At 71.4% G+C, this 20,985-nt stretch carries 20 protein-coding genes and 1 tRNA gene; 12 read left to right on the top strand and 9 right to left on the bottom strand.

The features are described 5' to 3' along the window. The first annotated feature begins 25 nt into the window (after positions 1–25). Positions 26–1,600 (top strand): transglutaminase family protein, encoded by a 1,575-nt coding sequence (locus tag ACG2DA_RS02595; RefSeq protein WP_395253904.1) that lies wholly within the window; start codon positions 26–28, stop codon positions 1,598–1,600. Further along, entirely contained in the window at positions 1,597–2,202 is a 606-nt protein-coding gene (locus tag ACG2DA_RS02590; RefSeq protein WP_395253903.1) for a Maf family protein, read from the top strand. The genes ACG2DA_RS02595 and ACG2DA_RS02590 overlap by 4 nt, the downstream gene beginning before the upstream one ends. Positions 2,203–2,323: 121 nt before the next feature. On the opposite strand, the gene ACG2DA_RS02585 is transcribed toward ACG2DA_RS02590, so the two are convergent. The 7 genes from ACG2DA_RS02585 to ACG2DA_RS02555 form a co-directional block, all read right to left on the bottom strand. Next, on the bottom strand, positions 2,324–3,088 hold the full coding sequence (locus ACG2DA_RS02585) for a DUF1080 domain-containing protein (protein ID WP_395253902.1): 765 nt from the start codon (positions 3,086–3,088) through the stop codon (positions 2,324–2,326). Positions 3,089–3,144: 56 nt separating this feature from the next. Further along, positions 3,145–3,897, bottom strand: a complete 753-nt coding sequence (locus ACG2DA_RS02580) for a DUF1080 domain-containing protein (protein WP_395253901.1) — start codon at positions 3,895–3,897, stop codon at positions 3,145–3,147. Positions 3,898–3,950: 53 nt separating this feature from the next. Next, positions 3,951–5,330 (bottom strand): MATE family efflux transporter, encoded by a 1,380-nt coding sequence (locus ACG2DA_RS02575; RefSeq protein ID WP_395253900.1) that lies wholly within the window; start codon positions 5,328–5,330, stop codon positions 3,951–3,953. 108 nt (positions 5,331–5,438) lie between these two features. Beyond that, the gene (locus ACG2DA_RS02570; protein WP_395253899.1) at positions 5,439–6,737 is read right to left on the bottom strand and encodes a hypothetical protein; all 1,299 of its coding nucleotides are present in this window, start codon (positions 6,735–6,737) and stop codon (positions 5,439–5,441) included. After that, on the bottom strand, positions 6,727–7,971 hold the full coding sequence (locus tag ACG2DA_RS02565) for a hypothetical protein (protein WP_395253898.1): 1,245 nt from the start codon (positions 7,969–7,971) through the stop codon (positions 6,727–6,729). Before ACG2DA_RS02565 ends, ACG2DA_RS02570 begins: the two co-directional genes overlap by 11 nt. Next, positions 7,968–9,059, bottom strand: coding sequence for a hypothetical protein (locus ACG2DA_RS02560; protein WP_395253897.1), 1,092 nt, complete (start codon positions 9,057–9,059; stop codon positions 7,968–7,970). The genes ACG2DA_RS02565 and ACG2DA_RS02560 overlap by 4 nt, the downstream gene beginning before the upstream one ends. A 4-nt stretch (positions 9,060–9,063) precedes the next feature. Then, positions 9,064–9,411: a histidine triad nucleotide-binding protein gene (locus tag ACG2DA_RS02555; RefSeq protein WP_395253896.1), complete on the bottom strand. Its 348-nt coding sequence runs from the start codon at positions 9,409–9,411 to the stop codon at positions 9,064–9,066. Between the two features lie 150 nt (positions 9,412–9,561). Between ACG2DA_RS02555 and ACG2DA_RS02550 the strand changes: the two genes are divergently transcribed. Further along, positions 9,562–10,014 carry a TadE/TadG family type IV pilus assembly protein gene (locus ACG2DA_RS02550; RefSeq protein ID WP_395253895.1) on the top strand — a complete coding sequence of 151 codons (453 nt, stop codon included), beginning with the start codon at positions 9,562–9,564 and terminating at the stop codon, positions 10,012–10,014. A gap of 24 nt (positions 10,015–10,038) precedes the next feature. Here the strand turns inward: ACG2DA_RS02550 and ACG2DA_RS02545 are convergent, their stop codons facing one another. Together ACG2DA_RS02545 and trpE are read right to left on the bottom strand one after the other, a co-directional pair. After that, positions 10,039–11,493 (bottom strand): Nramp family divalent metal transporter, encoded by a 1,455-nt coding sequence (locus ACG2DA_RS02545; RefSeq protein ID WP_395253894.1) that lies wholly within the window; start codon positions 11,491–11,493, stop codon positions 10,039–10,041. Between the two features lie 17 nt (positions 11,494–11,510). Further along, positions 11,511–13,121, bottom strand: a complete 1,611-nt coding sequence (gene trpE / locus ACG2DA_RS02540; RefSeq protein ID WP_395253893.1) for an anthranilate synthase component I — start codon at positions 13,119–13,121, stop codon at positions 11,511–11,513. A 199-nt stretch (positions 13,122–13,320) separates the two neighbouring features. Between trpE and ACG2DA_RS02535 the strand changes: the two genes are divergently transcribed. The 9 genes from ACG2DA_RS02535 to ACG2DA_RS02495 all read left to right on the top strand — a co-directional run bounded on the left by ACG2DA_RS02535 (position 13,321) and on the right by ACG2DA_RS02495 (position 20,918). Then, a complete protein-coding gene (locus tag ACG2DA_RS02535) occupies positions 13,321–14,391 on the top strand; it encodes a protein arginine kinase (protein ID WP_395253892.1) in 1,071 nt (356 codons plus the stop codon). A gap of 56 nt (positions 14,392–14,447) precedes the next feature. After that, entirely contained in the window at positions 14,448–15,437 is a 990-nt protein-coding gene (locus tag ACG2DA_RS02530; protein WP_395253891.1) for a 2-hydroxyacid dehydrogenase, read from the top strand. A gap of 39 nt (positions 15,438–15,476) precedes the next feature. Next, positions 15,477–16,415 carry a hypothetical protein gene (locus ACG2DA_RS02525; protein WP_395253890.1) on the top strand — a complete coding sequence of 313 codons (939 nt, stop codon included), beginning with the start codon at positions 15,477–15,479 and terminating at the stop codon, positions 16,413–16,415. Positions 16,416–16,550: 135 nt separating this feature from the next. Then, positions 16,551–16,904, top strand: a complete 354-nt coding sequence (locus ACG2DA_RS02520; RefSeq protein ID WP_395253889.1) for an STAS domain-containing protein — start codon at positions 16,551–16,553, stop codon at positions 16,902–16,904. Positions 16,905–16,997: 93 nt separating this feature from the next. Then, a complete protein-coding gene (locus ACG2DA_RS02515; protein WP_395253888.1) occupies positions 16,998–17,420 on the top strand; it encodes an ATP-binding protein in 423 nt (140 codons plus the stop codon). A 168-nt stretch (positions 17,421–17,588) separates the two neighbouring features. After that, positions 17,589–17,660: transfer RNA gene (locus ACG2DA_RS02510), tRNA-Asn, on the top strand. A gap of 309 nt (positions 17,661–17,969) precedes the next feature. Then, positions 17,970–19,205 carry an NRAMP family divalent metal transporter gene (locus ACG2DA_RS02505; protein WP_395253887.1) on the top strand — a complete coding sequence of 412 codons (1,236 nt, stop codon included), beginning with the start codon at positions 17,970–17,972 and terminating at the stop codon, positions 19,203–19,205. Positions 19,206–19,230: 25 nt separating this feature from the next. Next, a complete protein-coding gene (locus ACG2DA_RS02500; RefSeq protein ID WP_395253886.1) occupies positions 19,231–19,971 on the top strand; it encodes a glucosamine-6-phosphate deaminase in 741 nt (246 codons plus the stop codon). Then, complete coding sequence (locus tag ACG2DA_RS02495) at positions 19,968–20,918, top strand: N-acetylglucosamine-6-phosphate deacetylase (protein WP_395253885.1); 951 nt, start codon at positions 19,968–19,970, stop codon at positions 20,916–20,918. Before ACG2DA_RS02500 ends, ACG2DA_RS02495 begins: the two co-directional genes overlap by 4 nt. Positions 20,919–20,985 lie beyond the last annotated feature (67 nt).

The raw sequence follows: 20,985 nt of genomic DNA, 5'->3' as shown, positions 1-20,985 counted from the left end.
CCGCCGTTCGCCCGTCTGGTCCCGCATGCTTCGCTCGTCCGTCCCGCCGTCCGCGGCGCTGCTGCTCGCCGCCGCCCTCTTGCTCCTGCCGGCGTCGCCCGCCTCGGCTCAGGAGAGCCCCGCCGCCGGCGCCCCCGTCGCGGCGGAGGGGACCGATCTGAACCCCGCCGGGGAGACGACCTGGGCGGTGCTCACGCTCGGCGGGGAGAAGATCGGCTGGACCCGCACCGCGACGGTCCCGCTCGGCGACGGTCCGGACGCCGGCTCCCGCACGGAGACCGAAACCAGCATGACCTTCCAGCGGTTCGGCCAGTCGATCGCGATGTCGGTCGACCTGGAGACGGAGGAGTCCGCCGAGGGCGACCTGCGGTCGTTCACCCTCGTCACGAAGAACCCCGGCTCCGCCCCGACCCGGGCCGTCGGCGTGCGGGACGGGGACGTGCTGCGCGTCACCACCACCGTCGGCGGGACCGAGTCGACCCGCGAGGTCGCCCTGCCGGCCGACCTGAAGAGCCCCAGCTATCTCGACGACCTGCTCAAGGGCGACCGGCTGCAACCCGGCGAACCCGTCAGCTTCCAGACCTACTTCCCCGAACTGGGCAAGGTCGGCACGGTCACCCTCACCAAGGCCGCCGCCGCGGAAGAGGTGGAGACGCCGACCGGCGAGCGCCGCACGCTCACCAAAGTGACGGTCGCCCAGGACGTGCTGCCGTTCCCGACGACGCTCTACGTCGATGAAGAGGGCGAGTCCGTCTTCGAGTCGATGGACTTCCTCGGCCAAACGCTGCTCACCTACGAGGTGAGCAAGGAGGAGGCCCTGCGGGCCGTCTTCAATAAGGGGGCGGACATGGGCTTCGACACGCTGGTCCCGGTGGACGTGGTGCCGAACGTCCACCAGACGGAGAAGGTGGTCTACCGGGTGTCGGTGGAGGACGCCCAAGCGACGAAGCTGTTCCTTTCGACGGCCTCCCAGACGGTGCAACCCCTGAAGGGGCGGGGCGAACAGGCCCTCGTCACCGTCGTCGGGCTGCCGATCCCGCGGGAGGCGACGGCGGGGAACGCCCCGGATCTGCTCAAGCCGACCCGCTACCTGCAGAGCGACGATCCGCGGGTGATCGAGCACGCCATGGCCGCGGCGCCGAAGGACGCCCCCGCCGGGCGGATTGCGTTGGGCTGTGCGGAGTACGTCGGCCGGGTGCTGACGGACAAGAACTTCAGCACCGCCCTGGCCAGTGCCGCGGAGGTGGCGGAGAAACTCGCCGGGGACTGCACGGAGCACAGCGTGCTGTGCGCCGCGATGCTGCGGGCCCGCGGCGTGCCCAGCCGGGTCTGTGTCGGGCTGGTGACGATCCCCGGCCGTGGGCAGATGGGCGGGCACATGTGGGTCGAGGCCCTGCTGGACGCCGACGGCCCGGCCGGCCCCGCCGAGGCCCTGTGGGTGCCGCTGGACCCCACGATCACCGGCGGCGGCATCGGCGGCGGCCATCTGCTGCTGGGCCGGAGCGACCTGAGCGACGACGACGCCTCCCCGGTCGCCAGCTTCCTGCCGATGCTCGAAGTCATCGGCCGGCTGACCGTGACGGTCGTCGAGTCGAAATGAGCGGAGCCGAATCCCCCGCCCCGCCGTTGATCCTCGCCAGCACCTCGCCCTACCGGGCGATGCTGCTGGACCGCCTCGGCGTGCCGTACGCGCAGCAGTCGCCGGGGGTGGACGAGGAGGCGGTGACGGCGGTAATGACGGACCCCGCCGCCCTCGCCGAACGCCTCGCCGTGATGAAGGCGGCGGCCGTCGCGGAGCGGAACCCGCACGCGGCCTGCCTCGGCAGCGACCAGGTCGCGGTGGCGGGGGGCGAGATCGTCTCCAAGCCCGGCACGCCGGAGCGGGCGCTGGCCCAACTGATCGCCGCCCGCGACGGCGGGCTGAGCCTGTTCTGCGGCGTCGCCCTCGCCGGCCCGGGTGCCCGGCGGCGGGCGACCGTGGTGCGGTCCGACCTCACCCTGCACCCGCTCTCCGACGACCGTCTGCGGGCGTACGTGGCGAAGGTGAACCCGGTCGACTGCGCCGGCAGCTTCAAACTGGAGGAGCCCGGCGGGCTGGCGCTGTTCGAGCGGATCGACGCCGCCGACTGGACCGCCGTCATTGGCCTGCCCCTGCTGACCGTCGCCAAATGGCTGCGGGAAGCGGGGTACGAACTGCCGTAGCCGAGTCGGCGAGCCCCGACCGTGAGGGAGGGGCCTTTCACACGGGACCGACCGGCGTTGCAGGCGTCCCGATGTTCGCACACCGGCGTACGGCCCCTTCCTCACGGTCGGGGCTCAGCGGCTAGGCATCCGGGTAGGTCTCGCCGCGATCTAGTTCCAACTCCCGCACCCAGATGTTGCGGAAGCTGACCTTGTCGCCGTGCCACTGGAGGTTGAACGACTCCTTCAGCGGGTGGGCCTCGTAGACGTGTCGGCGGCCCAGCCGCGGGTTGCGGGCGGTGGCCCCGCGGAGCTGTTTGCGGACCTGCACCACGACGCCGTTGTGCAGCACCGTGGCATAGGCCGGGCGGACGACGACGCCGTTCTCGTCGAACCGCGGGGCCTCGAACAGCACGTCGTAGGTCTGCCAGGCGCCGGGCGGGCGGCAGGCGTTCACCAGCGGCGGGCTCTGCTTGTAGAGGGCCGCGGCCTGGCTGTCGTACGAGGTCTTATTCTCGTACGAGTCCATGATCTGCACCTCGTAGCGGTTCATCAGGTACAGCCCGCTGTTGCCGCGGCCCTGTCCCTGGCCCTCCACCTCGGCGGGGGTGCGGAACTCCAGGTGCACCTGGACGTCGCCGAACTTTTGCTTGGTGCGAATGCTCCCGCCGCCGGCGGTGGCGACGCCGTGCTTCACCTCCCACTTCTCGCCGCCGTGGAAGGCGTCGAGGTTCGTCCCGCCGAACAGGATGATCGCGTCCGAGGGCGGGTCCGCCGCGGTCTCGCCGGGCGTGACGAGCGGGGGCTCCCGCCACTCGATGCCGCTTTTCCACTCCTGAAAGCCGACCGCGGTGGCGGCGAGCGCCGGCAGACAGAAGCCGGCGAGCAACGTGGAGCGACGGATCATCGGGGCGAACTCGGCGAGGGCGGCGAAGCGGATCGGCAGTGAACGGGAACCGGGCGTCAGGCGTCCGGGTACTCCTCGCCGCGGTCGAGGTCCAATTCCCGCACCCAGATATTGCGGAAGCTGACCGGGTTGTTGTGCCACTGGAGGGTCATCGGGCCCTTCTCGGCCGTGCTGTCGTAGCTGGGCGGCTTGTGCCAGGCGGTCCCGCCGAGGATCTCCTGGTGCACCTGCGTGGCGACGCCGTTGTGCAGCACGGTGACGTACGCCGGGCGGACAAGGGCGCCGTTCTCGTCGAACCGCGGGGCCTCGAAGACGATGTCGTAGGTCTGCCAGGTACCGGGCGGGCGGGAGGCGTTCACCAGCGGCGGGCTCTGCTTGTAGATCGCCGAGGCTTGGCCGTCGTAGTAGGTGGTGTTGTCGTAGGAGTCGAGGATCTGCACCTCGTACTGACCCATCAGGTGCAGACCGCTGTTGCCGCGGCCCTGCCCGCTGCCCTTCACCTCGGCGGGGGTGCGGAACTCCAGGTGGACCTGGCAGTCGCCGAAGGACTGCTTCGTCTTGATCGTGCCGCCGTTCACCGTGGCGACGCCGTGTTCGATCTTCCACTTGTCGCCGCCCTCCCACGCCGACAGGTCGGTGCCGCCGAACAGGATGATCGCGTCCGAGGGCGGAGCGGCGGCGGTCTCGCCCGGGGTGACGATCTCCGGCTCCTGCCACTTGATGCCGCTTTTCCACTCCTGAAAGCCGGCCGCGGTGGCGGCGAGCAGCGGCACGCACAGGCCGGCGAGCAAAACGCGGGAACGGAGCATCGGGCGGAACCTCAAACGGCAACGGGAAGGGCGAACGCATCCAATGTGGCGACTCAGACCTCCTTCCGCCACCACCCGCCGACGCGGAACCAGATCCCGCCCGCCGTCGCCCGGAACAACACGTCCCCGAACATCCCCAGGTACGCCCCCGGCAAACCCCAGCCCAGCCACACGCCGCCGAGCCACGCCAGCGGCAACCGCAACCCGTACATCCCCGCCAGGGTGAGCAGCAGCGGCGCCCGCGTCTCGCCCGCCCCCCGCAGCGCCGTCACGTACACGATGCTGCCGGTCAGCGGGATCTGGCAGAGCCCCAGCGTCCGCAGGGCGGGGGCGGCCTCGGCCCGCACGGCGGGGTCGAGGTGCATGAAGGCGACCAGCGGCTCCGCCGCCAGCAGGAACAGGGCGCTGATGAGCGCCCCCAGCGCCGCGCACTGTCCCGCGGCCACGTGCCCGACGGCCTTCGCCCGCCGCAGCCGCTTCGCCCCGAGGCTCTGCCCCACGATCGTCGCCGCCGCGGCCCCCCAGGCGACCGAGGGCAAATAGGTGATCGCCTCCAGCCGCACCGCGACGATGTGGGCGGCGAAGGTCGTTTCCCCGCCGTCTTCGGTCCCCGAACCGCTCCCGGTCCCCGCCGCTGCGGTCAGCGGCAGGCCGGCGATCAGGGCGAGGAAGACGAAGTGTCCCGCCCAGCGGATCGCCCCGTCCACGGCCGCCGGCAGACCGATCTTCAGCACGCGGGCGGTCGTCGCCCGGTCCGGCAGCAATTCGGCGGCGAGCAGCCGCAGCCGGGTGCGGCCGCTGGCGAAGGTCGCCAGCAGGGCCAGCCCGCCGAACGTGCGGGCCGCGACGGTGCCGTACACGATGCCGTTCGCCCCGCAGGCCGGCAGGCCGACCGCCTCGATCCCGTAGACGAACGCCCAACTGGAGGCGGCGTTCAGCAGGTTCATTGCCGCCCCGATCAACAGCGGCGTGGTCATGTCGCCGGCTCCCCGCAGGGCCGCGAACCCGGCGAGGCTCATCGCCGTGACGATCTGCCCCAACCCGTCGATCCGCAGGTAGCGGACGGCGATGTCGAACGCCTCCCCCTCCAACCGCAGCCCCGCAGCGAAGGTCGGGGCCAGCGACCAGACGAGGGCGTAGTAGAGCCCCCCGGCGATCAGTCCCAGCCCGAGCACGCGATTGGCGACGGCGTTGGCGGCGCCGGTCTCCCCGGCGCCCCAGTGACGGGCGACGATCGCCGTCGCCCCGACGCTGACGACCCCGAACAGCATCGTCGCCAGCCAGGCGACGTACGCCGCCAGCCCCACCGCCGCCGTCGCCCCGGAGCCGATCCGCCCGCTGAGCCAGGTGTCGAACAGCCCCACGCCGAACCCGAGAATCTGCTCCCCCAACACCGGCCAGGCGAGCGTCAGCACCGCCGCGTGCAACGGCATCGCCCCCAGCCGCCGCCCGCGCCGCTCCCGCCGGGGCCGTGAGGAGCGGGAGGCGTCGGGCGGAGAACTCACGCGGGGATGGTAGGCGAGGGGCCGGCGGCGGCCGCGTCACGGGGCGGCGGGATCGTCCTCGAAGACGCCGAATCGCCAGTCTTGCCGGGGCTGCGGCTGCCAGCCCTCGGCGATCAGCATCGCCTTCACCGCTCCGGCCGCCGCGGCGGCGAACGCCTCGGGACGGTCCTGGGGGGCGCGGCCGGTCAGCGCCCGTTCCGTTCGCCCTGCGGGCGCCCAGCGGGCCGGGTGAACCAGAACCGCCCCCGGGTTCCGCCGGTATCGAAACGCTTCCAACCCGGAGATCTTCGTATGAGCCTCTGGCAATCCCCACGGCGCCGGCAGGTGGAGCGCCGTCGCCACGTCACGCACGGCGGAGGCTCGAACCGACCGGCCGAACCGCAGCCGGCCCCAGCCCGTGCGGACGAGCAGTCGGTCCTCCCCCCGCAGCCAGCGGGGGCCGACGCTGCGGGCCCGCCGGAACGCGACCTGCCTCGTGGCCCACGGAGCCGCCGCGATCGCGGCTCCCGTGATCAGCCCGGCCGCCGCCCAGACGGACCACCCGAGTGACGACCCAAGCGCGGCCGGCTCCCATTCCGACCGCCGCTCCCACCAGAAAGTCGGAATCGCAGACGCCAACGCCACACCGAGCGCCACAAAGACCCAACGCCCCCACCCCCGCCGGGCGTTCAGCGGCATGATGACGGCCGGTCGGCCCCTCCTATCATGGTGGACCCGCACCAACGGGTACGGCGGGGCCTGCGGATCGGCCGGCGCCAGCCACGGCCCGACCGGCCGGCCGGCGGGGAGCATGCCCAGGACCCCCGCCACGCCGGCCCGCACCCGGGCGCCGTCCTCGCCGCTCAGACGTCGGGTGAGGGGCGTCGTCTTGCCGCCGACGATCGCGGAGACCGCCGCCTTGGTTTCCTCCCCGAACCACGGGCCGGGTTCGTCCAGCAGCCCATCGCCCGGCAGGATCTCCACCGTCCCGAACCGCCGCACGCCCCACCAGACGCACTCCCATTCGAGCCTCTCCGGCGTGACGCGGAACCAACTGCGGGCCAGTTCGAGCCGGAACTCCCAGAGGTGAACGCTCAAGAGGAGTATCGGAACGGCTGAACAGGCCAACCCCTGCGCCAGTTCGCCCAGGGTTGCCAGCCCCCGCGCCCGCATCCCCAGTCCTGTCTCGATCAGAAACAGCAGCCCGACCCCCGCGGCCGCGAGGGCGGCGAGGGCCCCGCAGAACGCCAGCGGGCGTGAGGCCGGCGACGGGCCGAAAGACGCCTCGAAAACGGCGCCGTCCAGCGGTACCGCGGCGGGGCGAATCGGCGTCGGCGGGGCGGGCTCAGAGGCCATCGGGGACCGGCCTCCAGCCGGCCGATTCGAGGCGGTGTCGCACCAGTCCGGCGACGTCCTCAGCCACCTCGCGGCCCCCGCCGAGGCTCAGCGGTACGTGCGCTCCCAGTTTGACCGGCGGATCGACCCGGACGGCGGCGACCGGCACCGGCCGCCCGCCGCCGGCGTTGCGGATCGTGCCGAAGTTCTCCCAGACCACCACCTCTTCAATTTCAATACGCCCCCGCGGCACCTGATGCGTGTACCGCAGCGCTCCCGCCCCGTAGCGGATCGTCAGCCCCTCCTCCGCGACCGTCGTCCGCACCGCGGCCCGGCAGAGGAAAATCACCACGCTGATCAGCCCCAACCCGACCAGTACGAAGGGGGTCAGAACGAGCAGCCCGAGCGCCGCCCCCAGGCCCGGACCGCCCGCGGGCAGCCCCTGGGCGGCGACGAACCCCAGCGCCGCAAACCACGCCAGGGCGAACGCGGAGAGGAACCCCACCATCGTGACTTTGCTCGCCGGCCAACCGGGCCAGGCGCGGGCCTCCACGACCGCCCGGCCCCGGGCGTCGAGGTCCGCCCGAACGTGGGGGGAGTCGGCGTGCCCCTCGGCGGCCGCGGGCGCCGTGCGGGGCGGGGCCGCGGGACCGCTCAGCCCGACGTCCTCCGCCTCCGCGACGCCGAGAGTCCGGTTGATCTCCGCGGCGACCCACCGCACCTCCTCGTCGGTCCACGCCTCGCCGAAGACTGCCGTGCGATCCTCCCCCCACTTCGGCCCGACCCGCACCCGGTGTCGGGGACGGTCGTTTTCCTCGTAGGCGACCTCCAACGCCGCCCGGTCGCCGGGTTCGGGCCGGACGGTGCGGGTCGTCTCCCGGCCGAACCACTCCGTCCGCACCGCGACCGTGGCCGGTTCCCCGCCCGCGGCCGGGGCGGCGAACACCAGGGTGCGGGTGAACCGCAGCTTCGCCCACCAGATCAGCAGGCCGACGCCGATCGCCGGGAAGAGCCCGGTCAGCGGCAGCACGAACCACGGCACCGGATCGTTTTGCCCGCCGGCCGGCTTCAGGCTCCAGTCGACGCCGTTGGCGAACGCCACGCCCCAGAAGGCACCGGCCACCACCCAGGAGATCAGATTCCACAGCACGGCGAACAGCAGGAGCGATTTCGCCCGCGGCCCCCCGGCCGGGACCCGCAGGACGAGCCGCTCGCCGCGCTCGACCACTTCGATACGGGAGCCGGGCGGCGTCACGGGGCGTTCTCCCGCGGATGCGTCGCGGCGTTGATCGCCTCCGCGGCCCACTCGCGAGGGGCGCGATCGAAGCCGGTGGCGAAGGCGAGCGGGAAAGAGTCGTCCGCGGCGCCGTATTGCACCCGCCACAGCGTACGGTCGTTATAGCGGCCGCACTCGACGCAGGCGGCTCGTTCGTCCGGCTTCGGGGTGCGGGAGGCTTTGCCCGGCCCGAGCACGCCCTCCGTCTCCACCGTCACCCGCTCCGGCGACGCGGTGATGCGGTGCGAAACCTGTCGCAGTCGACCGCCGAGCCAAACGCCGCCCAGCCCGAACAGAAAGTTCAGCACGAACATCAGTAACCCGAGGGTCGGAAACGGATCGTTTCCGACCCCGTCAAACGCCCCGCCCCACGCAGCGACGCCGCCGACCACTGGAACCATCAGGCACCAGAGCAGAAAGAACTGCTGCACGCTCCTCCCGTGGGCGGGGTCCGGGGGGAACGCGATCACCAGCGGGGGACCGGTTTCAATCAGTCTCACGCCGGCCGGAGGGCCTTCGTCTGAAGGCGGCGGTTCATCCGTCTCGGCGAGTCCGCCGTTGATCGCCTCGACAAGCCAGATCGCTTCCCGTTCGCCCCAATGCTCGACCACGGTGCAGATCTCCGCCCCGCGTCCGATGTCGACCGCGTACGAGCCGCGACGCTCTGAACCGGTCAATTCTCGGATTCGCGCCCGCCCGCCCGCCGGAACTGCCATGACGCATGAGCCCGCCCCCGGCTTTCTCAACGTCACCTCGCGGCCAGCAACCAGCAGATGCGTGGTCTTCGACGAGTGCCAAGTGGCCGCCACGGCGGCGATCGTCCAGAGGCCGGTGAACAGGGACGTGAAGACGGCCAGAAACCACCGCTCTTGCCCGGGCGGTTGCCGAAACCACAGCGGAATCAGCAACAACGCGGAGCCGCCGGCGATCGCCCAGAGGATGATCGGCCAGCGGAGCCTGAGCGAACGAAATCGGATCACCCGGCCCCCGGGCCGGTCTTGCAGATGAAATCCGTAGCCGCTCGGAGCGTCGGGCGGGGCGGCGAAGGTTCCGCGGCGGGACGTCACCAGCTCACCCCGGCGGCCAACCCATGTCGCGGCCGCCCATCACGTGGAAGTGCAGGTGGAACACGCTCTGCCCGGCGCCGGCGCCGGTGTTCGTCACCACGCGGTAGGCGTCGCCGCAGCCCTCCTGCTGGGCGACCGCGTCGCAGACCCGCAGGCACTTGCCGAGCAGTTCGGCGTCCCCGTCGGTCGCGTCGGCGAGGTTGACCAGCGGCTTCTTCGGGATCACCAGGACGTGCACCGGGGCCTTCGGGTTCACGTCGCGGAAGGCGAGGCAGTCGTCCGTCTCGAGCACCACGTCCGCGGGAACTTCCCGGTCGAGAATCTTCTGGAAGATCGTGGGTTCGTGCGACATGCCGGGACGGTACCGGGGGGCGGCGCGACCCGCAAACTCGTTGCGGAGGGATCGGGCGGAGCCGGAACGCCGAGGCCCGGCCGGGCCTCGGCGTTCCAGGCGCGTCCTGCGACCTACGCTCCGGCGTCGACTCGTCCTGAAGCTATGCCCATGTTCCGCCTCCTGCATCGTCGTTCGGAGCGTCGCCGCCGCGGGGCGGCGCTGGTCGAGGCGGCGATCGCGCTGCCGATCTTCTTTCTGACGATCCTGGCGATCGTGGAGTTCGGCCGGGCGATGATGGTCGGCCAACTCGTCACGAACGCCGCCCGGGAGGGCGCCCGGCAGGGCATTCTCTACGGCAGCGCCGACGCCGAGGTGCGGGACCGCGTCGCCACGTTCCTGCAGAACGCGGCGGACATCGAGCCGGAGCACGTCGACGTGCAGATCGACGTGGCCCCCGGCCCGGATCGGGAGGACGCCGCCCCGGAGGGCGTCGTCGACGCCCAAAGCGGCGACCGCGTTACGGTGCGGGTGACGGTGCCCTGGGATCAGGCCAGTTGGGGCGTGCTCCGCTGGCTGGGCGGCGAAAGCTTCCAGGGCGAAGCGACGATGCGGCACGAGTGACGCCGGCCGGCGGGCGTTTCGCCCCTACGCCGGGGCGTTGAGCCACTCGATCAGTTTCGCCGCGGCGGAGTACCCGCCGAAGGCCCCCGCGAGCGCCAGCCCGGCGACGCTGAGGAACAGGCAGGACGTCCAAACCTCGCCCGGTCGCAGGCCCGGCGGGGCGACGCGGAACCGCAGCCACAGGGCGGAGACGCCGAGCACCGGCAGCAGCAGGCTCTGGGCGACCCCGCCGATCACGACCAGCAGCACCGGGTCGGAGCTGACGAACGCGAACAGCCCCACGCTGACCGCCGTCAGCAGCACGGACAGGATCTTCACGGCCGTGCGGTAGGTTCCCTCGTCGTTCCGCAGCCAGCCGGCGACGCGGAACCCGTCGGCCCACATCCGGGCGTTGGCGGCGGTGGCGATCAGCAGCGTGGAGTACAGCACCGCGACCGCCCCGGCGAGGAACAGCCAGCCGGCCTCCGCCCCGAACACCGGCTCGTAGGCGGCGGCGAGGACCGCGATCGTCTCGCTCCCCTGCGGGTTCAGCCCCGCCGGGTGCAGGACCGCCGAACCGATCAGGTAGAAGGCCACCGTGCTGACGGTGTAGACCAGCAGAGCCGCGAAGGCGTCCGCCCGCATCACCTTCATCCAGCCCCTCGCCCGGGCCGTCCAGGCCGACGCGTCGGCGGTCGCCCCCTCGGGGCGCGGGCCGGCGAAGCGGGCGTAGCCCTTCTCCAGACACCAGTACGGGTAGGCGACCAGCTCCGTCGCCCCCACGCCGATCAGCCCGAACGCGGCGAGGGCGATGAAGACGGCGTCCGGGGCGGCGACGAGGTCGTTCAACGGGTTCAAACCGGCCAGCAGATCGCCCGTCGGCAGGGCGAATTCTTCCGTGGTTTGCAGGGCGATGGCGTTGCCGACCGTCAGGGCGGTGAAGGCCGCCACCAGCACGGCGGAGAGGGCCTGAATCAGCCGGTAGCGACCGCCCCACAGCAGCGCCGCGGTGAGCAGCCCGGCGAGCGTCGCCCACAGGGCCGGGCCGTGTTCGCCGAAACCGGGCAGGGCGAGGTGCATGGCCTGCCCGACCCCGCCGGCGAGCCCGCCGACCTGCCCGAGTTGGGTGAGCATCATCAGGGCCCAGAGCAGCACGACCCAGTTCGCCCGCCGCCCCGGGGCCGTCGGCACGCGGGGGCCGGGGACCCGATTGAGCAGGTCGAGGGTCGTCCGCCCCGTCGCCACCGCCGCCCGGCCGAGTTCCACCTGGACGAACACCTTGATCGCGCAGCCCAGCAGGATGAGCCAGAGCAGCCCGATGCCGACCCGCGCCCCGGTGCCGGTCGTGGCGAACAACTCCCCGCTGCCCACGATCGCCCCGGCGATGATCACCCCCGGCCCGAGGTGCTTCAGCGTGCCGCCGAACGTGGCGGGAGGGTCCGTAGGGTCCGCTGTGCGGACCGCGTCCTGAGGTCCCAGGTCGCTCGGATCGGTCCGCACAGCGGACCCTACGGCGCTCACAACTGACCCTCCGCCACGTCGATCGCCCGGAGCAGGGCCCGGGCTTTGTGCACGGTCTCCTCGTATTCGAGAGCCGGGTCGCTGTCGGCGACGACGCCGCAGCCGGCCTGCACGTCGACGGTTTGGCCGATCATCACCATCGTCCGCAGGGCGATGCACACGTCCATGTCCCCGCCAAAGTCCACGTAGCCCACCGCCCCGCCGTACGGCCCGCGGCGGTGCGGTTCGAGTTCGTCGATGATCTCCATCGCCCGGACCTTCGGCGCCCCGGACACCGTCCCCGCCGGCAGGCCGCTGCGGAGGGCGTCCAGCGCCGTCAGGCCGGGCTTCAGCGTGCCGGTGACGTTGGAGGTGAGGTGCATCACGTGGCTGTAGCGCTCGACCTCCATCACGTCCGTCAGCCGGACCGAGCCGAACCGGCTGACCCGGCCGACGTCGTTGCGGGCGAGGTCGATCAGCATCACGTGCTCCGCCCGCTCCTTGGGGTCGGCCAGCAGCTCCGCGGCGAGGGCGTCGTCCTCCGCCGGGGTGGCGCCCCGGCGGCGGGTGCCGGCCAGCGGGCGGATCGTCACGTCCCGCTTGTGATCCTCCGGCGTGGCGTCGGCGGTCGTTTCGACCCGCACCATGATCTCCGGGCTGGCCCCGATCAGCGTGCAGTCCGGGCCGTCCAGCAGGAACATGAACGGGCTGGGGTTCACCACCCGCAGGGCCCGGTAGATGTCCAGCGGGCGGGCGTGCGTCTCCCGGCGGAACCGCTGGCTGGGCACGAACTGGAACACGTCGCCGGCGGCGATGTACTCCTTGCCCTTCCGTACCGCCTCCTCGAAGGCCTCGCGCGTCATGTTGCTTTCCGGCGCCGGCCCCGGGGCGGCCGCGACCGGGTCGATGTCCGTGATCGGCAGATCGACGGTTCCCTGCTGGAGTTGGCGGACGGCCTCGTCCACTTTCCGGCAGGCGGCGGCGTAGCTGGCCGCCGGGTCGTCGGCGCCGGCCTCGGCGTGGGCGACGACCACCACGGTTTTGGAGATGTGATCGAACACGACCAGCCGGTCGTACAGGCCGAACTGCATGTCCGGCAGCCCGCGGTCGTCCTCCGGGGCGTTCGGCAGGCGCTCGACGTAGCGGACGGTGTCGTACCCGGCGTAGCCGACCGCCCCGCCGCGGAACGCCGGCAGCGCCCCGGGCCGCAGGCCCGGCGGCGTGAGCACGCGGTACTCCGCCAGCAGGCTCTCCAACTTCGCGAGCGGGTCGGCGACGGTGACGGTCTGCTCGGAGGAAGAACCGTCCGCGTCCGTCCCGCGGTACGTCACTTCGTGCCGGCCGGGTTCGAGCTGCCGGGCCTCGATCGTCAGGAACGGGTCGGCGCCGACGAAGCTGTACCGGCCGACCTTCTCCCCGCCGACGACCGATTCGAACAGGAACCCCCGGCCGCCCCAGCGCAGCTTCTGGTACGCCGCGACCGGCGTGAGGGCGTCGGCGGTCAGCCGGCGGAAGACGGGGACGAGCGTCGTCCGGTCGCCTTCGTCCTCGACCGACTTCGCGTCGGCGGCGAGGGCGAGGAAGGCGTCGCGGGACGGCGTGTGGCGATCGGCGGGCGGGGCGGACATCGGGCGGGCATCGTCGGGACGAACCGCCCGGGACGCCAGCCCGCCCGCCCCTCGGGCCGTCCCCGATCCGCCGTCGGCCGCGCCGGACTGCGGGGCGCTCGCGTTGACCGTCCCCCCGGTCGATCTAGAATCCGTTTCCCCCGCAATCCCCGCGACGGGCGCTGACCGCGCGGACTGAAGTCGACGAAAGCTGGCCCCGGTGCATCTGGACACCCTGACCGCCAACAGCGGCGAGTGGCTCCGCGGCACCGGACCGGACAGCGACGTCGTCGTGTCCAGCCGCATCCGGCTGGCCCGGAACCTCTCTCAGTTCCCGTTTCCCGTCCGGGCCGAGGACGCCACAAAGGCGGAGGTGTATTCGCTGCTCTCCGGCACGCTGGGCGACCTGGACGCCAGCCCCACGCTGCACCCGTTCGATCTGGAAGAACTGGAGGAGCTGGACGCCCAACTCCTCGTCGAGCGCCAACTGATCAGCCGGGAGTTGGCCGAGGGCGACGGTCCCCGCGGCGTGGCCGTCAGCCGGGACGAAACCGTCTCGGTGATGATGAACGAGGAGGACCACCTCCGCATCCAGGTGCTCGCCAGCGGGTTCGACGTGAAGGGCGCCTGGGCGAAGGCGGACGCCGTCGACGACGCGATCGAGGCCCAACTGCCCTACGCCTTCGACGAGCAGTTCGGCTTCCTCACCGCCTGTCCGACCAACTGCGGCACCGGCCTGCGGGTCAGCGTGATGCTGCACCTCCCGGCGCTGGTGCTCACCAAGGAAATCCAGAAGGTTTTCCAGGCCCTGCAAAAAATCCGCCTCGCCGTCCGCGGCCTGTACGGCGAGGGCTCGCAGGCGATGGGCGACTTCTACCAGATCAGCAACCAGGTCACGCTCGGCCTCAGCGAGACGGAACTGGTGGAGAAGGTCGCCGAGGTCGTACCCAACATCATTTCCTACGAACGTCGGGTGCGGAAGGCTCTTGTCCGGCAGGACCGTCGCAGCCTGCACGACCAGATCGCCCGGGCCCACGGCGTGCTGAAGAGCGCCCAGACGATCAGCAGCGACGAGACGATGGGCCTGTTGAGTTCGCTCCGGCTGGGCGTGAACCTCGGACTGATCGACGAACTGGAGCCGGCCACGGTGAACGAGATGTTCATCCACACCCAGCCGGCCCACCTGCAGAAGCTCAAGGGCGAGGAACTGACCTCCCCGCAACGCAACGTGGCCCGCGCCGGCTACCTCCGCGAAAAGCTCGCCGACGCGGAACTCGACACGGACGCGTAACGCCGAGGCCTCGCGGGGCCTCCGCGTTACGCTCAATCAAGCTATTGGAGGCGCGGATGCAAGTCGCCCTGTTCAGTGCGAAGCCCTACGACCGGGAATTCTTCGACGCCGCCGCGGCGGGCGGCCCGCACTCGCTGCGGTACGTCGAGGCGACGCTGACCGCCGACAGCGCGCCGCTGGCGGAGGGGGCCGACGCGGTCTGCGCGTTCGTCAACGATCGGGTCGACGCCGCGGCGGTGCACGCGTTGGCGGACCTCGGCGTGAAGGCGATCGCGCTGCGGTGCGCGGGGTTCAACAACGTCGCTCTGGACGCCGCCGCGGAGCGGGGGCTTCCCGTGGTGCGGGTGCCGGCCTATTCGCCGCACGCCGTCGCGGAGCACACGCTCGGGCTGATCCTCTGCCTGAACCGCCGCATCCACCGGGCCTACAACCGGGTGCGGGAGCACAACTTCGCCCTCTCCGGGCTGCTGGGCTTTGATCTGTACGGGAAGACCTGCGGGGTCGTCGGCACCGGGGCGATCGGCGCCTGCGTGGTGCGGATCCTCCGCGGGTTCGGCTGCCGCGTGCTGGCCGTCGATCCGAAGGAGAACCCGGACGCCCTCGCCGCCGGGGCGGAGTACGTCGACCTGCCCCGCCTGTTGGCGGAGTCGGACGTCATCTCGCTGCACTGCCCTTTGAACGAGGCGACCCGCAAGCTGATCGACGCCGAGGCCCTCGCCGCGATGAAGCCGGGCGTAATGCTGGTGAACGTCTCCCGCGGGGCGGTCGTCGATCACGCCGCCGTCATCGAGGGATTGAAGAGCGGCCAGATCGGTTCGCTGGCCCTCGACGTCTATGAGGAGGAAGAGGTGTTCTTCCGCGACGTCAGCGACGAAGCCCTCGCCGATGACCAGCTCGCCCGGCTGCTGACCTTCCCGAACGTGCTGGTGACCGGTCATCAGGCGTTCTTCACCCGCGAAGCCCTCACCGCGATTGCGGAGACGACGCTGGCGAACCTGTCCGACCTCGAGGCGGGCCGGGAGTGCCCCAACCGGGTTTCCGCGTAACGCCGAGGCTCCGCGGGACCTCCGCGTTACGATGTCCGCATGACGGAGACGCCGCTCCCCCGCGAAGAGTATGTCGAGCAGCGGCACTTCTTCCGCACGCTCCGCGGCCGGCTGGCGGAGGGCGTGCCCACGCAGGAGGCGCTGACCCAGGTCCGCGAGGAGCTGCTCGCCACCACCCGCCTGCCGGTGGCGATCGACCTGCTCAACGACGAACTCCGCCAGTCCGGCCGGATGAGCCCGGCGATGGAGCGGCTGCACTTCTACTTCACCCCCTTCCAGACCTTCGTCACGGCGAAGGGGGAGGAGGACCGTACGAAGTTCGACAGCGCCACGGCGTTCCTGATCCTGGAGCGTCTCGCCGACTACATGACCGGCGACCGGCCGATCCGCTCGGAGGGACGGGAAGGGCGGGAGATCGCCGACGCTCCGTCCCGCCGCGGCCTGTTCCTGTACCAGTTCGAGACGCTGGCTCGCAGTCGGCTGGGATACTCCGCCGGGTTGACGGCCGTCGCCGCGGACCCGTTCTACGACGAGAAGTGGTCCGGCTGGATCCGGACGATGCGGCGGGCGATCGGCGAGGTCGACTTCGCCGAACTGCTCTACCGCCGCAGCGGGTGGTTCCTCGAACTGAAACGCCGGGCCGAGGGCGACCGGGAGGCGACGGTGCCCTTCGACCTGCTGTTCGGCGAGGCCGAGGGCCGCATCGCCTGGGCGAACCGCGGCAAGGACCCGCTGTATCTGTTCGCGGCGCTCCAGCGGCAACTGGGATATCCGGAGGTCCCCCGTCCCCCGCGGTCCGCCAAGGCCGCAGACATCCCCCCGGCGGTGCAGGCCCAGCTGCACAAACTGGAGCGCCGCCTGCAATTCCTGGAGGCGGAGCAGAAAGGCGGGCTGAACCTGGACGAGCTTGCGGTGCGGGCGGAGCGACCGACGTTTCGCGACGAACCGGACCGAATCCCGCCGTCGGCACGCCCCTGAGCGACCCGCACGCCGGCTGCGACTTCCCTGATCAGTCCCCGGCGTCTTCGCTTGTTCCAGGCGCCGCGGAATCGCTTGACCGCCTGCCGACGGGGCCGCAAGATTCCTGCCCCGCCCCGCTAGCCGAGAGTCCCGATGGCCGACCACCGCCGCATCAACGTCGAGGAGATCGGCGGGGTAACCGTCGCCCGGTTCGTCGACAAAAAGATTCTCGACGAGACAAATATTCAGCACATCGGCGACCAGTTGTTCAGCCTGGTGGACGACGACGGGCGGCAGAAGATCCTGCTCGACTTCGAGAACGTCGAGTACCTGTCCAGCGCCGCGTTGGGCAAATTGATCACGATGGACAAAAAGGTGAAGGCGGCGGGCGGCAAGCTGAAACTCTGCAGCGTGCGGCCGGAGATTTACGAGGTATTCGCGATCACGAAGCTCAACAAGCTGTTCGACATTCGCGAGGACCAGGAACGGGCCCTCGAGGGCTTCTGATCCTGCGTTGACGCTCTGAGGTCCCGGTCCGGCGGACGTCTCGCCGGCGGCTCGATCGGCGGCCTCGTTCCCGCTCCCAACGGTGACGATTTGATGGCGGCTGCAGCTGGCGAGAAGTTCGCGCTCACGATCCCCAGCGACACCGAAGCCGGGATGGCGGCGCAGAACCGGATCCTCAAATCGCTCGAGCGCTTCGGTTACACCGAACGCGACCTGTTCGGGATGCGGTTGGCCTTGGAGGAGGCGCTGGTCAACGCCATCAAGCACGGCAACAAGCAGTCCGACGACAAGGTCGTCCGCGTGGTCTGCGAGTTGGACGAGGAGTCCGCCCGCGTGGTGATCCGCGATCAGGGCGAGGGCTTCGACCCCGGCGGCGTGCCGGACCCGACCGCGGAGGAGAACCTCGACCGCCCCTGCGGGCGCGGCATCATGCTGATGCGGTCCTTCATGACCGAGGTGATCTACGCCGACAACGGCCGCGAGGTCACGCTGGTGAAAGACCGCACCGTCGGCTGAAGCGTTCGCCCCCGCACGCTCTCGGTCCCGAAACGAGGCCGATTCCGCGGAGGAATCGAACCGACGAGGAAGTGGACGTGTCAGGGCTTGCGAAACTTCGGCGAGAACCCTACCGTTCCGCCCCGCCGCATCAGTCGCCCCTCCGGGACGCTGCCGCGACGAATCCGATCCCCGATAGCTCAATGGTAGAGCGAGCGGCTGTTAACCGCTAGGTTGTAGGTTCGAGTCCTACTCGGGGAGCTTTTCTTCAACGCCGGGCCCGGGGGGCACCGGCGTTTCTTTTTGGGCAAGCGGGACGGTCGTCGTTTCCGGCGCCGGTCGAGCGACGGGGCCTTCAGTGCGGGGACGGTGGCGGCGGAAACGGGGGTCTCGATAGCGTATCCCGCGACGGGACCCACGGTTTGACGGGACGGCACGATCGCAACCGACGCTTCTGATTCCCCCGTTCCTCCCGCGGGGAGCCCGCCGAGCCAACTGTCGAGGGCCCACGAGCCCGGCCAGCGGTTCCGGCTGCGGGACCTCGGGCCGGCGATCATCGTCGCCAGCGTCGTGCTGGGGCCGGGCACGATTCTGTCCGCCTCCCGCGTGGGGGCGGGGCACGGGTACCGAATGTTGTGGGTGCCGCTGCTGTCCGCGGCCGTGCTGGGCGGAACCGCGGCCCTGTCGGCCCGGATCGGGGCGGCGCTGAAGGGGAGCCCGTGCGATGAACTCGCCGCGCGGCTGGGCCGGCCGCTGGCGGGGCTGGTCGGCGTGACGCTGTTTCTGGTCGTGGTCGGGTTTCAGTCCAGCAATAACTTCGCCGTCGTCGCGGCCCTCGAACCCCTGCTGGTCGGCACGGAGGGGACGCTCTCCACGGCGGCGTCGGCGGCAATTCTGGCGGGGCTGAACCTCGCGGTGATCGCGGCGGTCTGCGGGCTGCGGGGGCTGTACGCCAAGCTGGAAGGGTTGATGAAGGTTCTCGTCGCGGTGATGGCGGCGGCCTTCCTGTTCAACCTGCTCGCCGTGCAGCCCTCGCTCCGCGAGACGCTGTCCGGCCTGCTGCCGCGGGCGCCGATCGGCGAGGAGGTCGGGTTTCTGCCGCGTCGCGACGCCGCCGGGGAGATCGTCGTGCCGCTGCTCGCCCTGCAGGGGCTCGTGGCGACGACGTTCTCCGTCGCGGGGGCCTTTTATCAGGCGTATCTCGTGAAGGAGAAAGGCTGGGGGCCGGGCGACGGACGCAAGGCCGGCGGCGAGGCGGTCGTGGGCGCCGCGGCGCTGGGGGTGATGACCGCCATGATCCTGCTGACCGCCGCGGCCACGCTGCACGGCCGCGAGGGCGGGGAGAACTTCGGTTCGACGGCCGACCTCGCCGAGCAACTGCGGCCCTTCTTCGGCGAATGGGCGGTGGGCATTTTCGCGACCGGCATCTGCGCCGGGGCCCTTGGTTCGTTTTTGGGGAACGCGTTGATCGGCGGCACGTTGTTGGCGGACGGACTCGGGAAGGGCACCTCGCTGGACTCCCCGTGGGTGCGCGGGTTCACGGTCGCGGCGCTGCTCGCCGGGGGCGGCATCGCCGGGGCGGTGCTCGCCGGCGAGGCGGAGAAAGTCACCGCGATCCTCGCGGCGCAGGCCCTCACCGTGCTCGGCGGGCCGTTGTTGGCCGCGGCGTTGCTGTACCTCGGGGCGAAGACGACCCCCCGGCCGCCGGCGTGGACCTTTGCGGCGGCGGGCGTCGGCCTGCTGATCGTGCTCACGCTGGCCGTCCGCACCGCCTGGAGATTCAAACTGGACCTGTTTGCGGCCTGACGGCCCCTTGCGGAAGCTGTTCGTTATGCAGATCGAAATTCATCCCGACGCCGCCGCGATGGGGCGGGCCGCCGCGGCCCGCGGGGCCGACGTTCTCCGCAAGGCGATCGCGGAGCGGGGCGAGGCGGCCCTGATCGTCGCCACGGGCGCCAGTCAGTTCGAGGTGCTCGCGGCGCTGGTGAAGGAGCCGGACGTGGACTGGTCCAAGGTGACCGGCTTTCACCTCGACGAGTACCTCGGCCTGCCGCTGGACCACCCGGCCAGCTTCCGCGGGTATCTGCGGGAGCGGTTCGTCAGCAAGGTCCCGCTGAAGGCCTTCCATGAACTCAACGGCGAAGCCGACGACCCGGACGCCGAACGTCGCCGGGTGGGCGAACTGCTGACGGCCCAACCGATCGACGTGGCCTTCGTCGGCATCGGCGAGAACGGGCACCTCGCCTTCAACGACCCGCCGGCGGACTTCGAGACTCGCGATCCGTACCTGGTGGTCGATCTGGACGAGGCCTGCCGTCGGCAACAGCTCGGCGAAGGCTGGTTCGACTCGCTGGAGGCCGTACCGACGCAGGCCCTCAGCATGTCCGTGCGGCAGATTTTGGAGAGCCGCGTGATCGTCTGCTCGGTGCCGGACGAACGGAAGGCGACCGCGGTGCGGGCGGCGGTCGAGGGACCGGTGACCCCGGAGGTGCCGGCGTCCATCCTGCAGCAGCACGGCGACTGCACGCTGATGCTGGACGAAGCGGCCGCCTCCAAGCTCACGAAGCGATGAGCGGGCCGCACGACCCGCCGGCGTTCTTCGACCTGCAGGTGAACGGCTACGCCGGCGTCGACTTCAACCGCGACGGCCTGAGCGCCGACGATCTGCACGCCGCCTGCGAAGCGATTCAGCGGGACGGCGTGGCCGGGTTCCTGCCGACGGTCATCACGGACGACCTGGAGGCAATGGGCCGCCGGCTGGCCCGGCTGGCCGAGCTGCGGGAGGCCGACGAGCTGGCGCAGCGGCTGATCGTCGGGCTGCACGTCGAGGGGCCGTTCCTGAACGAAACGCCCGGCTACATCGGCGCCCACCCGACGCAGCACGCCCGACCGGCGGACCGGGAGTCGATGAACCGACTGTTGGACGCCGGCGGCGGGCTGGTGCGGCTCGTGACGCTCGCCCCGGAACGCGATCCGGGGTTCGCGGTGACCCGGCTGCTGGCGGACGCCGGGGTGACGGTCGCCGCGGGGCACTGCGACCCGTCGCGGGACGAACTCGCCGCCGCCTGCGACGCCGGGCTGAGCCTGTTCACGCACCTCGGCAACGGCTGCCCGGCGAGCCTGCCGCGGCACGACAACGTGATTCACCGGGCTCTCTCGCTGCGGGACCGGCTGCGGTTCACGCTGATCGCCGACGGCGTGCACCTGCCGTTCTGGTTCCTGCGGGACGTGATCGAACTGGCCGGCCTCGACCGCTGCGCGGTGGTCAGCGACGCCGTCACCGCGGCCGGGCTGGGGCCGGGGCGGTTTACGCTGGGGCGGTGGGAGTTGGAGGTGGGCGAGGACCTCGCCTGCCGGGCGCCGGATCGAGGCGACGGGGGCGGGCCGCACCTCGTCGGTTCGGCCTGCCCGCTGTCGGTCGCCTTCGAGCGGCTGCAAACCGACTGCGGCCTCAGCCGGGAGCAGGCGACGACCCTCACCGGCGGGAACCCCCGGGCGTTCCTCGGGGAGGCCGCCTAAGTCGGACGTCTGCGTCCGGCGGGGGGCGGCTGGGTTGTTCACGCTCCGCGGGACCGGATCATGCCCG

Source organism: Alienimonas sp. DA493, assembly GCF_043951915.1.
In the GTDB taxonomy this organism is placed as follows: domain Bacteria; phylum Planctomycetota; class Planctomycetia; order Planctomycetales; family Planctomycetaceae; genus Alienimonas.
Note: the sequence above shows the minus strand (reverse complement) of the source record. Positions and strands in the feature narration are given on the sequence as shown.

Bases quoted from the DNA above. Each gene is read 5' to 3' on its own strand.
- ACG2DA_RS02595 (WP_395253904.1), top strand. From the start codon at position 26: ATGCTTCGCTCGTCCGTCCCGCCGTCCGCGGCGCTGCTGCTCGCCGCC.
- ACG2DA_RS02590 (WP_395253903.1), top strand. From the start codon at position 1,597: ATGAGCGGAGCCGAATCCCCCGCCCCGCCGTTGATCCTCGCCAGCACC.
- ACG2DA_RS02585 (WP_395253902.1), bottom strand. From the start codon at position 3,088: ATGATCCGTCGCTCCACGTTGCTCGCCGGCTTCTGTCTGCCGGCGCTC.
- ACG2DA_RS02580 (WP_395253901.1), bottom strand. From the start codon at position 3,897: ATGCTCCGTTCCCGCGTTTTGCTCGCCGGCCTGTGCGTGCCGCTGCTC.
- ACG2DA_RS02575 (WP_395253900.1), bottom strand. From the start codon at position 5,330: ATGCCGTTGCACGCGGCGGTGCTGACGCTCGCCTGGCCGGTGTTGGGG.
- ACG2DA_RS02570 (WP_395253899.1), bottom strand. From the start codon at position 6,737: ATGGCCTCTGAGCCCGCCCCGCCGACGCCGATTCGCCCCGCCGCGGTA.
- ACG2DA_RS02555 (WP_395253896.1), bottom strand. From the start codon at position 9,411: ATGTCGCACGAACCCACGATCTTCCAGAAGATTCTCGACCGGGAAGTT.
- ACG2DA_RS02550 (WP_395253895.1), top strand. From the start codon at position 9,562: ATGTTCCGCCTCCTGCATCGTCGTTCGGAGCGTCGCCGCCGCGGGGCG.
- trpE (WP_395253893.1), bottom strand. From the start codon at position 13,121: ATGTCCGCCCCGCCCGCCGATCGCCACACGCCGTCCCGCGACGCCTTC.
- ACG2DA_RS02530 (WP_395253891.1), top strand. From the start codon at position 14,448: ATGCAAGTCGCCCTGTTCAGTGCGAAGCCCTACGACCGGGAATTCTTC.
- ACG2DA_RS02525 (WP_395253890.1), top strand. From the start codon at position 15,477: ATGACGGAGACGCCGCTCCCCCGCGAAGAGTATGTCGAGCAGCGGCAC.
- ACG2DA_RS02520 (WP_395253889.1), top strand. From the start codon at position 16,551: ATGGCCGACCACCGCCGCATCAACGTCGAGGAGATCGGCGGGGTAACC.
- ACG2DA_RS02515 (WP_395253888.1), top strand. From the start codon at position 16,998: ATGGCGGCTGCAGCTGGCGAGAAGTTCGCGCTCACGATCCCCAGCGAC.
- ACG2DA_RS02500 (WP_395253886.1), top strand. From the start codon at position 19,231: ATGCAGATCGAAATTCATCCCGACGCCGCCGCGATGGGGCGGGCCGCC.
- ACG2DA_RS02495 (WP_395253885.1), top strand. From the start codon at position 19,968: ATGAGCGGGCCGCACGACCCGCCGGCGTTCTTCGACCTGCAGGTGAAC.